Origin of the sequence: Psychrobacter sp. G (assembly GCF_000418305.1) — a bacterium.
Taxonomy (GTDB): Bacteria; Pseudomonadota; Gammaproteobacteria; order Pseudomonadales; family Moraxellaceae; genus Psychrobacter; species Psychrobacter cryohalolentis.
This window is the reverse complement of the sequence record NC_021661.1, coordinates 210,212-224,758: the sequence shown is the minus strand read 5'-3', so window position 1 is coordinate 224,758 and position 14,547 is coordinate 210,212. Positions and strand designations below refer to the sequence as shown.

General features: G+C 42.6%; 12 protein-coding genes and 4 tRNA genes. 11 read left to right on the top strand and 5 right to left on the bottom strand.

The window, feature by feature from the left end; genetic code table 11:
- Positions 1–457: 457 nt before the first annotated feature.
- The gene (hemA, locus tag PSYCG_RS00975) at positions 458–1,852 is read right to left on the bottom strand and encodes a glutamyl-tRNA reductase (protein ID WP_020442557.1); all 1,395 of its coding nucleotides are present in this window, start codon (positions 1,850–1,852) and stop codon (positions 458–460) included.
- A gap of 725 nt (positions 1,853–2,577) precedes the next feature.
- Between hemA and PSYCG_RS00970 the strand changes: the two genes are divergently transcribed.
- The 10 genes from PSYCG_RS00970 to PSYCG_RS00925 all read left to right on the top strand — a co-directional run bounded on the left by PSYCG_RS00970 (position 2,578) and on the right by PSYCG_RS00925 (position 11,523).
- Positions 2,578–4,497, top strand: coding sequence for a tetratricopeptide repeat protein (locus PSYCG_RS00970; RefSeq protein WP_020442556.1), 1,920 nt, complete (start codon positions 2,578–2,580; stop codon positions 4,495–4,497).
- 184 nt (positions 4,498–4,681) lie between these two features.
- Positions 4,682–5,320, top strand: a complete 639-nt coding sequence (lolB, locus tag PSYCG_RS00965) for a lipoprotein insertase outer membrane protein LolB (protein WP_020442555.1) — start codon at positions 4,682–4,684, stop codon at positions 5,318–5,320.
- Positions 5,321–5,416: 96 nt separating this feature from the next.
- Positions 5,417–6,385 (top strand): 4-(cytidine 5'-diphospho)-2-C-methyl-D-erythritol kinase, encoded by a 969-nt coding sequence (gene ispE / locus PSYCG_RS00960; protein ID WP_020442554.1) that lies wholly within the window; start codon positions 5,417–5,419, stop codon positions 6,383–6,385.
- Between the two features lie 167 nt (positions 6,386–6,552).
- Positions 6,553–6,628 (top strand) — tRNA-Gln (locus PSYCG_RS00955).
- A 242-nt stretch (positions 6,629–6,870) separates the two neighbouring features.
- Positions 6,871–6,946, top strand: a tRNA-Gln gene (locus PSYCG_RS00950).
- A 110-nt stretch (positions 6,947–7,056) separates the two neighbouring features.
- Positions 7,057–8,004 (top strand): ribose-phosphate pyrophosphokinase, encoded by a 948-nt coding sequence (locus tag PSYCG_RS00945; RefSeq protein ID WP_011512558.1) that lies wholly within the window; start codon positions 7,057–7,059, stop codon positions 8,002–8,004.
- 432 nt (positions 8,005–8,436) lie between these two features.
- Complete coding sequence (locus PSYCG_RS00940; RefSeq protein ID WP_020442553.1) at positions 8,437–9,111, top strand: 50S ribosomal protein L25/general stress protein Ctc; 675 nt, start codon at positions 8,437–8,439, stop codon at positions 9,109–9,111.
- A gap of 158 nt (positions 9,112–9,269) precedes the next feature.
- Positions 9,270–9,851: an aminoacyl-tRNA hydrolase gene (gene pth, locus PSYCG_RS00935; RefSeq protein ID WP_020442552.1), complete on the top strand. Its 582-nt coding sequence runs from the start codon at positions 9,270–9,272 to the stop codon at positions 9,849–9,851.
- 99 nt (positions 9,852–9,950) lie between these two features.
- Positions 9,951–10,331 (top strand): aspartate 1-decarboxylase, encoded by a 381-nt coding sequence (gene panD / locus PSYCG_RS00930; RefSeq protein ID WP_011279481.1) that lies wholly within the window; start codon positions 9,951–9,953, stop codon positions 10,329–10,331.
- A gap of 211 nt (positions 10,332–10,542) precedes the next feature.
- Positions 10,543–11,523 carry a calcium/sodium antiporter gene (locus PSYCG_RS00925; protein WP_020442551.1) on the top strand — a complete coding sequence of 327 codons (981 nt, stop codon included), beginning with the start codon at positions 10,543–10,545 and terminating at the stop codon, positions 11,521–11,523.
- Between the two features lie 42 nt (positions 11,524–11,565).
- Here PSYCG_RS00925 and PSYCG_RS00920 read toward each other — a convergent pair whose 3' ends face one another.
- The 3 genes from PSYCG_RS00920 to PSYCG_RS00910 all read right to left on the bottom strand — a co-directional run bounded on the left by PSYCG_RS00920 (position 11,566) and on the right by PSYCG_RS00910 (position 12,742).
- Complete coding sequence (locus PSYCG_RS00920) at positions 11,566–12,219, bottom strand: RDD family protein (RefSeq protein WP_020442550.1); 654 nt, start codon at positions 12,217–12,219, stop codon at positions 11,566–11,568.
- A 174-nt stretch (positions 12,220–12,393) separates the two neighbouring features.
- A tRNA-Arg gene (locus PSYCG_RS00915) sits at positions 12,394–12,470 on the bottom strand.
- Between the two features lie 182 nt (positions 12,471–12,652).
- A tRNA-Ser gene (locus PSYCG_RS00910) sits at positions 12,653–12,742 on the bottom strand.
- Positions 12,743–12,989: 247 nt separating this feature from the next.
- Here PSYCG_RS00910 and PSYCG_RS00905 point away from each other — a divergent pair.
- Positions 12,990–13,784 (top strand): hydroxymethylpyrimidine/phosphomethylpyrimidine kinase, encoded by a 795-nt coding sequence (locus PSYCG_RS00905; RefSeq protein WP_020442548.1) that lies wholly within the window; start codon positions 12,990–12,992, stop codon positions 13,782–13,784.
- 123 nt (positions 13,785–13,907) lie between these two features.
- Here PSYCG_RS00905 and PSYCG_RS00900 read toward each other — a convergent pair whose 3' ends face one another.
- Positions 13,908–14,477: a YggT family protein gene (locus PSYCG_RS00900; protein WP_011512552.1), complete on the bottom strand. Its 570-nt coding sequence runs from the start codon at positions 14,475–14,477 to the stop codon at positions 13,908–13,910.
- Between the last annotated feature and the right edge of the window lie 70 nt (positions 14,478–14,547).

Here is a 14,547-nt window from a genome sequence, read left to right as displayed (position 1 = left end):
TTAATCAACGTAATATGATAGCCAGATACGTTTATAGATAGCATTCACTAAGTACGAATATCGAGTAATAATTGAGAATATGACGCAGGGTGGACGATGTAGCACTTTATCCTAGCGCTATTGCCGTTGACGGTGGTATCTTTTACGTCGTTGATGTCATCAGATATTGAGTGAAAGCGCATAAGATACGCAAACCATTATCGTTGCTACGCGGTAGTAAGCTGATAACAGTAGTGATTGATTGGATAGATAAAAGTTAAATAATATAAAGACGCTGGTGTTGTAACGAATACCGCTCGAGTATCCTAAAAACAGTCCCTATTCATCAATCAAGCATCATCACTTAATATCGTCATAACAGCTCGATATTAGCACTGATAATGCAGGTTGACAATGCTATGTTTGCGTTAAAACCATACTGATACAATTTCTTATTTTTGATGATAAAAGGCAACTATCAGTGATTCCGATGGGCGTCTTGTAGACCTGATACCACAAAATCGAGTAATTCATTATCACCTTCGCGTGCCGCCTTACGCATGAGCTTGGAGGGCGCATGGGTCAAGTTTTGCGTTAAGCGCCGCGTTAGCTCAATCATAATATCTTCAGGGTTAGCATTATCGCTTTGCAGCTCTGCGATAGAGGCTTGCAATAGTTTGTTTACCTGCTCATGAGTACGCGCGCGATATTGCTGAATATCCTTGCCTACTTGGCGTACTTGAAAGCGGCGATCCATCTCAACCACCAATTGACTGACCAACAGCTCAGCGTCTACTGCTGCTTGCCGGCGTTGTTCGATATTACCGGCTATCACATGCTGCAAATCATCAACAGAATATAGATAAACGTCATCTATCCGGCTGACAGTCGAATCAATATCACGCGGCACCGCCAAGTCAATCATCAGCATGGGCTGATAGCGACGGCTCTTTAGTGCTCGCAGCGTCATGGTTTTATCAATCAATATGTCCATGCTACCGCTACAGCTGCTCACAATATCGGCTTCTGCCAATACTTGTGGCAGCTCTTGCAGCGTTCTGACTTCGATCCGGCGATTGGGATTGCGCAGCTCAGCCGCTAACGCTTCTGCGCGTTCAGGATTACGGTTGCAAATAATAACGCGACCGACTCCAAGACCTGCGATATGCGTCGCTACCAAGCGGTTCATCTCGCCAGCGGCTACCACCAGCAAAGTACGACTTGGCAAATCATCAAAGATTTGCGTCACCAGTTTGGCAGCAGCATAGCTAAGTGATACGGCTTGTGCGCCAACTTGGGTCTCATTACGTACTCGTTTTGCCGCTGCAAATACCTGATCGACAATCCAACCTAGCTGATTGCTAAGCGCTTTTTGATCTTGCGCCATATGCACAGCGCGCTTGATTTGCCCCAGTATCTGCGGCTCACCGAGTATCATAGAGTCAAGACCTGCAGCCACTCGTAGCCAATGGGTTAAGGCATGCGTATCTCGATGGACATACAAATAAGGGTCAATCTCATCCAGTGATAATTGCTTAAAACCTGCAAGCCAAGTTTTAATTTTTAGGATGTGAGCGCTGATGATAGTCGACGAAAGGTTGGCGCTATTGTTAGCCGTCATACTAGACTCTATAACTGAAGTCTCTACAACTGCTGAGGCTGAATTTGGCAATAATGTGTTTGGTGATAATATGCTTTCTGGGACCAATGCATAAATCTCTGTACGGTTGCAGGTGGAGACTATCACGCTACCGTCGCTAAAGCCTTGTAGCTGCGCAAGTGCGATATTGACCTCGTCACCGACAAGCGCCAAGCGCTCTCGTAGAGCGACTGGTGCAGTTTTGTGATTGACCCCAATGACCACTAATCTCATTATTGACAGACCATAAATATGATATTCACTCGCCAACCAAACACCTTTAGCGGTTTTTAAAAAATTAAAATCCTATTTTTCAAAGACAGCTTTTGACAAGAAATCTTTGAAAAACAGCCTTTAATAAGTAACTTTAAAAGTAAAATAATAAAAAGCGTTTATTATATCATTATTGATAGCTTTATTTAACACTCACCTCTATAAGCCAGCATTTTGTCTGTATCTGGGCGCATGGCTTACAAATCAACTGCGATTACTGGCTTAACATTCAAACACTTGCATATAGGTTTACTTAAAGCTAACAATGTTACCCTTAAATTCGGGTGCTACTATAGTTGATCCACCACTTTTAAAAGAATACAGAACTACTGGGGTTGATTATTCGCAGCCTCTGTCTGCGCAGGCACAGCGTAATCACAGCAAGCAAGAAAAATTAACCCCAGTAGTTATTGATAACATTTGTATTTCTTTCATTTAGGACTGTCAATAGAATAAATTTGCCCTATTACTGACACCTAAGTAACACGGCTGCTATTGTGTATCCCTTCATGCTACTCTTATAATGTTTGACATCATTATTCGTCACAGATATCTGTTTTTAAAACGATTCTAATAAACCCAGCCTTCTATGCTGCAAATCCTTTTACTAGGCATAGAAACAAGGTCAGAATAGGTAAATACTGCACGCTATGGTCTTTTTTGGGTCTTCATTTAGACGACAATCTATGCATAATGCTCAATCTAGCCTTAGCGCTTTGTTGCATGCTCTCATTGATCGGCTATGCCAACGTTATAAGCTAGCGTTTTCGTTGGCGGTTTGTTTGTGCCTAGGATTCCCTGCCCATGCTGACCATGCCATTGTCTTACCAAACATAGCTTTGCCCAAAGTCTCTCCTACTAACATTAGTAGTGCCACCGTTACCAGAACCATTAATGCCTCTAGTCAAGTTATTAACAGTCACACACCAGTGACTAAAAGCATGGCTAATAAAAATTTGATAACTGATGCCTCGATAACCGAAGGTAGTCCGTCATCTGACCTCAATAAAATAAGCAATGAACCAAGCTTGTATGCCTTATTAGATGCAGAATTTTCTGCAAATCGTGATGATACCGAGCGTGCGCTGATTATCTATAAGCAGCAATCATTTAAACAAGACGCCACAGCCGTATTTGAGCGCGCGCTGAGCTTATCATTACGTAATGACAGGGTCGAAGAATCTTTACAATTTGCCAAAGCATGGCAAGATGAAAACCCAGACCATGTGCCGGCTTGGTTTTATGTTGCTCATTTGGCACTGCGGGCGCACGATTATGAGTTGGCAGGCGAAACTCTAAATCGCATCTTAAGCTATGATCCTCGCGCCGATCTTAGCGAAATTCTGATTGGCATTTACCCAAACAGCGATGATGATAAGCGAGAGTTACTCGCCGCTCTGCAACCCATCGCCAGTGAACAAAACGCCTCGCTGTCAGTCTTAAAAGCTGGCTTGCTTTATCAGTTTAATGAACCTGAGATTGCCATCGTTCATATCAATCGAGCAGTTGAGCGCCAGCCGGATTATGTGCCTTTTATTACCTTAAAAGCAGATATCTTGCGCAAAATCGAAACGCCAGAAGCAGTCATTGAGTATCTTAGCCAAGCACGCTTGCGTAATGCTGACAGTAAGAATCTATACTTGTATGAGATTCGCTATTTGCTTGATTTAAAACAGAATGAGCAAGCGTGGCAGCTATTGTTAGACGCTCATCAGCGCTTTGCCGATGATGCTGAGATTACCTTGTTGGCGGCGCTGGTTAGCTTAGATATTGAAAAATACACTAGTGCCGATCAATTGCTTAATACGCTTGCCAAAAATCCCGCTTATTTAGATCAATCTTATTATTATCTGGGCATCAGTGCCGAGCGTCAGCAAAACTTTGAGCAAGCCAAATACTATCTCAATGCTGTCATGCAAGAGGACTTGGTATTGGAAGCTCGACGAAAAGTGGTCGCATTAGACTTACTCAATAATAATGTTGATGCCGCTATCGCAACGTTAGACAAGCTGCGTAAAGACTTTAGCGTCTTCGCTCCTGATAGCTTTGTGCTACAAGCCGATATCTTATGGCAACAGAATGAACCTGCAGAAGCCTTACGCCTATTAACTAAGGCTGCTCGTAAATACCCTGATAATGAGATGCTGCTTTTTGCACGCGCCCAGCTCCTTGATGATAAAGAGGACTATATTGTCAAGCGTACCTTGCTCAATCACTTGCAAGCGCTTGACCCCAGCAATCCTGCTTATCAGCTGAGTTACGCCCAGTTATTGCTGGCCAATGAGCGTGGTTCTGAGCAAGGATTGGCATTGGCGACGGCGATCATACAAATACGCTACGATGACCCTCGCTATGACAATGAGCTGCATCTGCAAGCCCTCAATGTACTGGCAAGTAATGCACTAGCAAACGAGAATTATCAGCAAGTGATCGACTATCTGCAAACGCCTTACGATGTGCTCCCTACTTTACGCTCAGGGACATTGCTATTACGCGCTTATCAAGGCTTAGGCGACAGTGAAAAAGTTGACGCTTTACTTGCCGACTTGCAGCAGCGCTTCTCATTTGGGCAACACAATATCAATGACCGTATACAATTGTATTAATAACAAACGATATAATTAATAAGCAATGCCATAGTGCTTCTAAGTCCTCGAATACGACATCCTATTATTACAAGTCATGTATAAGAAGCTAACAGCCACGCATAACTGAGTAACAAATAACACTTAAGCTAACCTGCTCTCGAAACAAAAATTTTGCAAATTTGTCCATTTTTGAGGAAACATCATGTCTACCCTGCGATCTTTTTATAAACCTAATAAATTGGCCCTATTTGCCGCTATGACAGCAGCAATGGTAATTACCTCTGGCTGTCAGTCTATGAAGACCGCCAACGCGACCAACCAGCCTAGTACAACCATTCAAGGTCAAAATACTGAACAACCAAAGAAACTTGAGAGCTTTAATATTACAGGTAAGATTGGTGTTACAACGGCTGCGAGTGATACAACAGGGGCGCAAGGCGGCAGTGCATTTTATGCATGGGGTCAACAGAATGATCGCTTTGCCATTGAACTCATTGGTGCGTTAGGCATTGGTAAAACCAATATCGAATACAATGGTCAATCTGCGACTTTGGTGAGCGAAAAAACCGGTACTTTGAATGCGGCGGACCCTGAAACCCTGCTTAAAAAAGCCACCGGTTGGCAAGCACCTATCTCTCAGATGCCTTACTGGATTTCTGGACGCCCAGCGCCTTCAGACAGCGCACCGCAGCTTGATGCTCAAAACCGTCTAATTAGCTCTGTAAATGGCGAATGGCGTGCCAGCTTTAGCTACAAAGGCAATGATAAATTACCAAATAAGATCAGTGCAGTTCAATCGCAAGGTAATAAAGTTGTTATGACAATTGATCATCAAAAGTAATAGCACCAATTAGATTTGATCGCTATTGCAAACAGCCATTTTTATAAATGGCTGTTTGCGTTTTAAAATTGCACCTGAGAATTGTGACCATCATTTATGATTAAGAACGCTACTAATTCATCTGTCATCACGCGCTTATCACCAGCAAAGATTAATTTATTTTTGCATATTACCGGTAAGCGCGCTGATGGTTATCACAATTTGCAAACGGTGTTTCGCCTGCTCGATTGGGGCGATTATTTGCATTTTTCAGTAGCAGATGAATTAATAATTACTATTGATAGCGTAGCAGACAATAGCGCTGTAGATAATAGTAGCATGTGTGGTCAGCTACTCACGCTAAGTGGTGCCGACACCATAACCAGCAGCATAGAGGACAATTTGATCTTTAAAGCGGCTAATGCCTTACTGGCATCTGCCATAGACTCAAATTCGCTACCTAAGAATCTACCGAAAGTGTCAGTGAGGTTAGATAAGCACTTACCGATGGGCGCAGGCTTAGGTGGTGGCTCGTCCAATGCCGCGACGACATTATTAGTCTTAAATAGAATATGGCAGATTAATTTTGATCAAGATACGCTTATAAAAATTGGCGCAAGCATTGGCGCGGATGTACCGATATTTATCTTTGGACAAGATGCTATTGCGATGGGCATTGGCGAAGAGCTGACAGCGATTGATTTGCCCGAGCAACAGTATTTAGTATTGACCCCTAATGCTCACGTTAATACTGCCGAGCTTTTTGCGCACCCCAAGCTACAGCGAGATATCGCCCTGCTATCAATTAAGACCATTCAAAACCAGTCCAATGACTATGTGCAACATTTAAACACGCCTTATCAAAATGTCTTTACGCCAGTGGTCACCAGTCTTGCTCCTGCCGTCGATGAAGCCTTACGATATTTACAAATGTTAGAAAAAGAAGCGTCAGGGACAGCTCGTATGACCGGTTCCGGTAGCGCAGTATTTTTGCCTTTGGATGCAGGTGTGATATCTGATAAAGCGCGTTTGGCAAAGTGGATTGAAGAGGCGCCCTGTCCTGCCTATTTAGTTCGTAATTTATGAGTTAGATTTGAGCTATAGTGTGAAAATAAGAGGACTATAAATACAGCGTAAAAAGTTTTATGGATCCAATACCCTTTTTATTTTTGACCTATTTTTTAATAAAAGCTATAAAAAGGCGAAAATGACTTGCAAAATCTGAAAATTTAATTATAATAGGTCGCCTCAATAGGGGTATAGCCAAGTTGGTAAGGCATCAGGTTTTGATCCTGACATCCGTTGGTTCGAGTCCAGCTACCCCTGCCATTTTTAAGCTCAAAGCATTAGATGTGTACTTATTATAAGCAGTTTATAGACAGCCGCTTATCTTATTGACATTGACAATGTTATCCCAGTTTCGGTATAGTTCGCAATGAACACCGTTAGGGAAAAGTTATGTTTTAGACGATTTTTCTGTTTATGAGATAACAAACAGGTCGTGACGCTATTCTAATAATGACTGTTAAAAAGTTGCTTTTAGATATCGACGTACACAGCCTAGACATTACAGGGGTATAGCCAAGTTGGTAAGGCATCAGGTTTTGATCCTGACATCCGTTGGTTCGAGTCCAGCTACCCCTGCCATTTTTTACTGTAATAGTAGTCATCAATCTTTTTCACCACTCTTTTCTGAATTTGAGCAGTTTGACACTGCTTAGCGGTCGCTGCTTGAGTCAATCAATAGGACTTCTGTCATGCCTTATTTGGCGATTTTTACGGGCAATGCCCACCCAGAATTAGCAAAAACCGTAGCCGATCATCTCCATATACCTCTTGGTAAAGCTGACATCACGCGTTTTTCTGATGGCGAAATTGCCGTAGAAATCAAAGAACACGTGCGCGGTAAAGACGTGTTTATCATGCAGCCTACTTGTGCACCGACCAACGACAATTTGATGGAAATCATGATGATGGCAGACGCTTTGCGTCGCTCTAGTGCTGGTCGTATTACAGCAGTCATGCCTTATTTTGGTTATGCCCGTCAAGACCGTCGCCCTCGTTCAGCTCGTGTGCCTATCTCTGCTAAAGTCGTTGCTGACATGTTGAACATCGTTAGTATCGATCGTGTGATGACCGTTGATTTGCACTCAGATCAGATTCAAGGTTTCTTTGACATCCCAGTCGATAATATATACGGCACGCCTGTATTGCTTAACGATCTACAAAAACAAGATTATGACAACATCATGGTTGTCTCTCCTGACGTTGGCGGCGTGGTTCGTGCACGTGCGATGGCTAAGCAGTTGGGCGATACTGACATGGCGATTATTGATAAACGTCGTGCCCGTGCCAATGAGTCGCAAGTGATGCACATTATTGGTGACGTCCGTGACCGTGATTGTGTCATCGTTGATGATATGGTCGATACGGCTGGCACGCTATGTAAAGCTGCCGAAGCACTCAAGGCAAACGGTGCACGCCGCGTAGTGGCTTATATCACCCACCCTGTCCTATCTGGTAATGCGCTTAAGAACATCAGTGAATCAGAATTGGATGAGATTGTCGTTACTGATACCATTCCATTGTCTGATGCAGCCAAAGCTTGCAGCAAGATTCGTCAAGTGAGCATCGCGCCAATGTTGGCTGAAAGCTTACGCCGTATTAATAACGAAGAATCTATCAGCGCGATGTTTGACGCTTAATAGTTATCATAGATTGAAAAAAGCGCCAAGTTTCATTACTTGGCGCTTTTTTTGTTTAATGATTTTAATTAACAGTTTTGCGCTGTTGTTCGTATAGGTGTTTTTCATAAGGATCTTGCATAAGGGTTTTGCCCAGCTATTTTATGTAGGTCTTTCTTATTATTAGCTAATCACGTATAATGCGCGCCTGTGCTGACCGTTTTTTATGATTTAAAACAGTCGGTATTATTAAAAGTGCTGATCACGTTTAAAATAATGATTTTCTTTATAATGTTTATCATGGCAATCATTAGGTTAAGCACATGGCTAGATTTGATTATCGGCGTTTATCACGCACGACAAATACTAGCTATCATCACGTATTAGTGGATTGGTCGCAAATCCACTTTTTTATGACCAGACACTTCATCATTTTTTTATAGGATTACATCCATGACTATTAATCATTTTGCATTAAACGCAGTTGATCGTTCTGCTGAGCTTCAAGGTAAAGGTGCGAGCCGCCGCCTACGTAAGCAGAACCTAGTTCCTGCTATCATCTATGGTGGTGGTGAGCAGCCAACCGCTATCTCTATCAAAATCAATGAGCTAGTAAAATCACTAGAATTTGAAGCGTTTTTCTCACACATCTTGACTTTGAATGTAGATGGCGAAGAACATCAAGTAGTTATTAAAGACTTGCAACGCCATCCTGCTAAAGGTTTCCCAATGCATGCTGATTTCCAGCGCGTTGTGAAAGGTCAGAAAATCAACATGAATGTTCCTGTTCATTTCTCTGGTCGTGAAGAAGCGCCTGGTACTAAAGCTGGTGGTGTTCTATCAACACTAGTAACTGACATCGAAATCGTTTGCATACCATCACAGTTACCTGAATATCTAGAAATAGATGTATCTGGTATGGAAATTGGCGATTTGTTCCGTCTATCAGACATCACTCTTCCTGAAGGCGTGGTTATTGCTGAGCTTGAATTAGAAGATGGTCATGACCGTACGATCGTGAACATGCAGCCACCAACGGTTGAAGAAGTTGACGAAGCTTCTGAAGTTGATGCCGCTGACGTACCTGCGACTGAGCAAGGTACTGACGAAAGCAAAGACGGCGAGTAATAAACCGGCTTTATATAGCGACTTATTATTGTCTATATAATGTAAGGTTCGTTCAGTCAAAAAATAGCAGGTGATGAATATCTCCTGCTGTTTTTGTAAGTAAGGTTTGAGAAATCAGACCTGACCACTCATTTATTATAGTCAAGCAGGATGTTTTTATGGCCATAAAGCTTATAGTCGGTCTTGGTAATCCGGGTCAGGAATATATGTTTACGCGCCATAATGCAGGATTTTGGTTCGTCCTTCATTTGGCTCAGCAGTTTAATATCACTTTCGCCCCCGACAAAAAATTCCATGGAGTGACAGGACGCGGGCAGATTCATGGGCATGACGTACGTCTATTGATGCCGCTGACTTTTATGAATAAATCAGGTCAGTCGGTCGTGCCCATGGTTAAATTTTATGGCATTGATAATGACGAGCTGTTAATCGCCCATGATGAGCTTGATATTCCTGCTGGTAGCATCAAACTCAAAACTGACGGTGGTCATGGTGGTCATAATGGTCTGCGTGACATAACCCCCCATATTGGTAACGACTTCCATCGTCTGCGTGTGGGTATTGGTCATCCGGGTCACAAGTCTAAAGTCAGTGGTCATGTGCTTTCAAAAGCTGCGCCAGATGAGCAGATTGCTATTGATAATGCATTATCTGCTGCTTTTGACGCCCTGCCTTTACTATTAGGCGGTGATGTCGAAAAAGCACGTTCGCAAATTAATGGTTTTAAATTACCTGAATGAATGGTGTTTCAATTATAATGGCCTTTTATTTTAGCAAGTTAATCCCCATTAACGTTTTGATTTGACTCATTTATATCCGTTACACTAAGGAAGCAATCTATGCTACTTAATATGCTCAAGTGCAAATTACATCGTGCCCGTGTTACTCATGCCGAACTTCACTATGAAGGCTCATGCGGTATCGACGGTGATTTGTTAGACCTTGCCGGTCTGCGTGAAAACGAATCTATCGACATCTATAATGTCACCAATGGCAAACGTTTTCGCACCTATGCCATTCGCGCTGAAGCGGGCTCTGGTATTATCTCCTTAAACGGTGCAGCAGCTCATATGGCAGACCTAGGCGATATCGTTATCATCTGTGCCTATGCACATTTTGATGAAGTTGAAGCGTCAACGTACCAGCCAAGACTGGTCTATTGCAATGAAGATAATACGGTTAAAGACACCGCAAATATTATTCCAGTACAAGTGGCCTAAGAAAATCATTTAAGAACTTGTTACATAAACCATGAGTAAATACATGGTCACACGGTTGCCATTTCTGTCAAAAGCCCATTAAAATACTTGTACTTATATCGAAGCTGAATCCAGATTGTGATTCAGCTTTTTTTTATGCCATTTTTATATGACATAAGCTTGCTCAAAAATCCAATATCTGTTTTTTATCTCTAACGAAGGAGTTGTCTAAATGTGGTTGGCAGTTATTGCAATATTGATTGGTCTTGCGATTCTTGTTTGGAGTGCCGATGTCTTCATTGATGCTGCAACAGCATTAGCAAAAAAGTTTAATGCGCCCAGCTTCTTAATTGGCGTTATCATATTAGGAGTAGGCACATCTGCCCCTGAGATGGTCGTGTCTGCATTGGCAGCATTGGAAGGCAGCCCTGAACTCGCATTAGGTAATGCGTATGGCTCTAATATCATCAATATTGCTTTGGTCTTGGGTGCAACGGTACTCATTAGCCCTATTATCATTCATAAAGGTGTCATCAAGCGCGATCTGCCAATACTGGTAGTCATCACTGCATTGGCAGCGTGGCAGCTTCGTGACGGGCTATTAAGCCTAACTGATGGTCTGGTACTATTGGCATCATTGGTTATTGTGTTGGGAATTCAGATCATTCTTAGTTTACGTGAAAGCAAATCAAATGATGAAGAGGCTACTACAGAAAATTTGAGCGGTACAGAGGACAACCATCCTAGCTTGATGCGCGGTTTAGGCAGTTTAGTCATTGGCTTATCAATGCTTGTAGCAAGCTCGCAAGCCATCGTCTGGGGGGCCGTTGAGCTGGCAACGTTTTGGGGATTGAGCGAGCTGATTATCGGTCTGACTATTGTTGCTATTGGAACCTCGCTGCCTGAATTGGTCGCAAGCTTATCAGCCGCACGTAAAGGTGAGCACGACATGGCACTGGGTAATATTATCGGCTCTAATATATTTAACACCTTGGGCGTCGTTGGTCTCGCAGCGCTTATAGCGCCAATCACAGTCAGCCCAATTATCTTATCACGTGATATATTGGCGATGAGTCTGGTCACGCTCTTACTGGTAGCTATGGCGGTTTTTGCCTTTATGAGTAAGCGTCCATTCGGTCGCGCTTCTGGCTCGACTTTGGTCTTATTCTTTGTCGGCTATACTTTATGGTTGATGCAAACAGCCAACATGTAAGGTTTAAAATATGTTGACAGACTATGGCAATGATAATGCGGTTTATTTTCCTCGCTTGCGGTTTCTAATCACTCGCCATAGTCCTTCATTCTCTGTTTTTGGCATTTTTAAGGTAATGGTATTCGATAGTATATCTTGCACTGCGAGACCACGTGAGTTGAATAGGCAAAAAGCATAATTAAAAACAAAGCCCAGAAAGACACTGGTCAATAAAATAGCACGCGAGCCACCGATGACACTACCAATGAGGCCAAATATAAGTGGCATGATACTGGCTGCTAGAACACGCTTAAAGGATTGCCCCCACGTGAGCAGATGACCGCTGTTATTAACGGTTTTAAGCCGCCAAGTCTGCATACCTAATGTCTGCCCACCGCGACGCCAGAACAACCCATAAAACCCTACCAACGTCAGGATAAAAGAGGGTGTCATAATAACGTTTTGATACCATGTTGGCAGTGATTGAGCTTGTGACGACTCGCTACCCGTCTCCATCGTCAACAAGGTGCCAATCACCGTCAGGACCGTCCCTACCAAAAATAATAATGCTAAAATCAGCATACCATCATAAAGAATCGCTGCCATGCGGGTGCTGGGTTTAGCAATCGCTAGCTCTTCAACCTCAGAGGTATGAGGTGCAGATTTTTTGGCTTTAGCAGCGGATTTAGACGGGCGTTTAGATAAACTCTTTGACATGGTACCAGCTCATAGCAAGCAATGAATAATAGCGCTATTGTACCGTAATTCAGGCACTTATCGTACACTATACTCAGGATAGTCGATTGGATATGAAGAAATCGCAGACGTAAAAAAACCGCCAAATTGTCATAAGACAGGCGATTGATTTAGTAAATAGGCGATGATGTAAAATGGTGCGCTTGGAGAGATTCGAACTCCCGACCCCTTAGTTCGTAGCCAAGTGCTCTATCCAACTGAGCTACAAGCGCGTACTTTACACATCATTTACTGCTTTGTTAATAACAATTACAGTAAATTAGGTTGCTCATTATATAGACAATTTCGCTTGTGTCAACATCTTTTTTGTTAAAATCAAATTAATTTTTGTTTTAACAAAACAGAAGATAATTAACGCTGTTTTTGCGTTATTACTCTAATAATAACGAATAAATGGCGGTGAAGGAGGGATTCGAACCCTCGATACGCTTACACGTATGGTTCCTTAGCAGGGAACTGGTTTCAGCCACTCACCCACTTCACCTAACGATTTAAGACACTTATCAAAGTATTTTTAATAAAAACACCTCTTTAAACATAGTACTGATGCTAACAATACGTCTTATGCCGTGGGCGAGTATTATAGCAAAGCCAAAACGAATTGCAAGCATTGTCTGTCCTTTTAATCATGCTTTTTGCATAATTATCGATTTATCGGTCTTTATGGCTTTTTTGGCAGTAGATGGCTATAGTATTTACCACTTATTATAAAAGATATCAAAGGATGTGTTATGCGACCAGTCGTATTGTGCTTTTCAGGCTTAGACCCCTCAGGTGGTGCTGGATTACAAGCAGATATAGAAGCCATCGGTCAAGCAGGCGCTCATGCTGCTATCGCTTGTACGGCTATTACCATACAAAACTCGCAACAGGTCTTCGGCTTTGATGCGTGCGCGGCAAATTTAGTTAAAGATCAAGCTAGCGCTGTACTTAATGACTTATCTGTTAATGTCATTAAGTCTGGTATGCTTGGTACGACTGATAATATCACTATGCTCACCCAGTTATTTGCTGACGAGATCATTATTAAGGGTACTCCTTTTGTATTGGACCCAGTATTGGTTGCCAACAGTGGTGGTAGCTTAGGCGATGAGCAGACGCTAGTCAGCGCCTTTAAACAGCTGCTACCCTATGCCACCTTGATTACCCCTAACACTCATGAGCTGCGCGCCTTGAGTGCTGAACAAGACTTACATATAGGTGCTCAGAAGTTATGTGCACAAGGCACTCATGCAGTACTGGTCAAAACCTCACACGACTTCGATAGCGGTGATATTGAGCAGTATTTATACATAAAAGGCGAGATGGTACATAAAAGTGTCTTACCACGCCTAAAAGGTGAATTTCACGGCTCTGGCTGTTCACTAGCGAGCTTTATCGCTGGGCGCTTAGCGATGGGTGATGCGCTTATTGAGGCGGTAAAGGCGGCGGATAGCTGGATTACCAAAACGCTGCGTGCCGCTGATGCACCGCACTCTGAGGATGCTAAAGCGCAATTGATACCCAACCGCTTTGTACGCTTTTAGCCCTTAGTATTTATCGTATGATTTTATCTAAATAACGAACATAAAAAAGGCACTCTATCTTGTATAGAGCGCCTTTTTTATTTGAAATTTTATTATCCCAAAAATCTTTTTAACTTAAATGGCTTAACCCAACATCGGCATAAAGCTTGATGCTAAACCACCGATAAAGATTTCGAGTAGGTAAAAGGCAAAAAAGGCAATCATCGGTGATAAGTCAATCATGCCTAAGTTTGGCGTAATACGGCGAAACGGTGCCAAAATAGGTTCTGCTAAATTAACAATAATACCGATAAGCGGATGCTGAGACTGTGTAAAAACCACAATCCAGCTAACGATGATAGAACCTATCACCAAGTAGCGGCACATGCGTAAAAAGTCTAAAACCAAGCTGATAGTACCGGTAAAAAACAATGGGACTGGCGCAATACCCTTATGTGTTAATGCTGCTTTTCCTGCGATATCAATCAGGCGAATCAAAAACATCAGCACGATGGCAGCGATACTAATACGACCTTGTGCAACGGTTGGAAAAATACGTCCAAAGACATCGACGATATGGGTCGCTTTATAGGCAGGCGCAATCATAGGATTGCTGGCATCCATCCCTGCAAACTGCAGCATAAAACGAATAAACACCAACATCATGGCGAAGGTGGTGACCAAATCAAAAATTTGCAATAACATATTGTTCATGAAGCGCTACTCAATGTGACATTATTAACAGGTTTGAGGATGACGAATGTCATTATCAGGCATTTATTAT

What these genes read in the sequence shown, in the direction of transcription:
- ispE (WP_020442554.1), top strand. Translation starts at nt 5,417, where the DNA reads ATGATTAAGAACGCTACTAATTCATCTGTCATCACGCGCTTATCACCA.
- PSYCG_RS00920 (WP_020442550.1), bottom strand. Translation starts at nt 12,219, where the DNA reads ATGTCAAAGAGTTTATCTAAACGCCCGTCTAAATCCGCTGCTAAAGCC.
- panD (WP_011279481.1), top strand. Translation starts at nt 9,951, where the DNA reads ATGCTACTTAATATGCTCAAGTGCAAATTACATCGTGCCCGTGTTACT.
- pth (WP_020442552.1), top strand. Translation starts at nt 9,270, where the DNA reads ATGGCCATAAAGCTTATAGTCGGTCTTGGTAATCCGGGTCAGGAATAT.
- lolB (WP_020442555.1), top strand. Translation starts at nt 4,682, where the DNA reads ATGTCTACCCTGCGATCTTTTTATAAACCTAATAAATTGGCCCTATTT.
- PSYCG_RS00940 (WP_020442553.1), top strand. Translation starts at nt 8,437, where the DNA reads ATGACTATTAATCATTTTGCATTAAACGCAGTTGATCGTTCTGCTGAG.
- PSYCG_RS00900 (WP_011512552.1), bottom strand. Translation starts at nt 14,477, where the DNA reads ATGAACAATATGTTATTGCAAATTTTTGATTTGGTCACCACCTTCGCC.
- PSYCG_RS00970 (WP_020442556.1), top strand. Translation starts at nt 2,578, where the DNA reads ATGCATAATGCTCAATCTAGCCTTAGCGCTTTGTTGCATGCTCTCATT.
- PSYCG_RS00905 (WP_020442548.1), top strand. Translation starts at nt 12,990, where the DNA reads ATGCGACCAGTCGTATTGTGCTTTTCAGGCTTAGACCCCTCAGGTGGT.
- PSYCG_RS00925 (WP_020442551.1), top strand. Translation starts at nt 10,543, where the DNA reads ATGTGGTTGGCAGTTATTGCAATATTGATTGGTCTTGCGATTCTTGTT.
- hemA (WP_020442557.1), bottom strand. Translation starts at nt 1,852, where the DNA reads ATGAGATTAGTGGTCATTGGGGTCAATCACAAAACTGCACCAGTCGCT.
- PSYCG_RS00945 (WP_011512558.1), top strand. Translation starts at nt 7,057, where the DNA reads ATGCCTTATTTGGCGATTTTTACGGGCAATGCCCACCCAGAATTAGCA.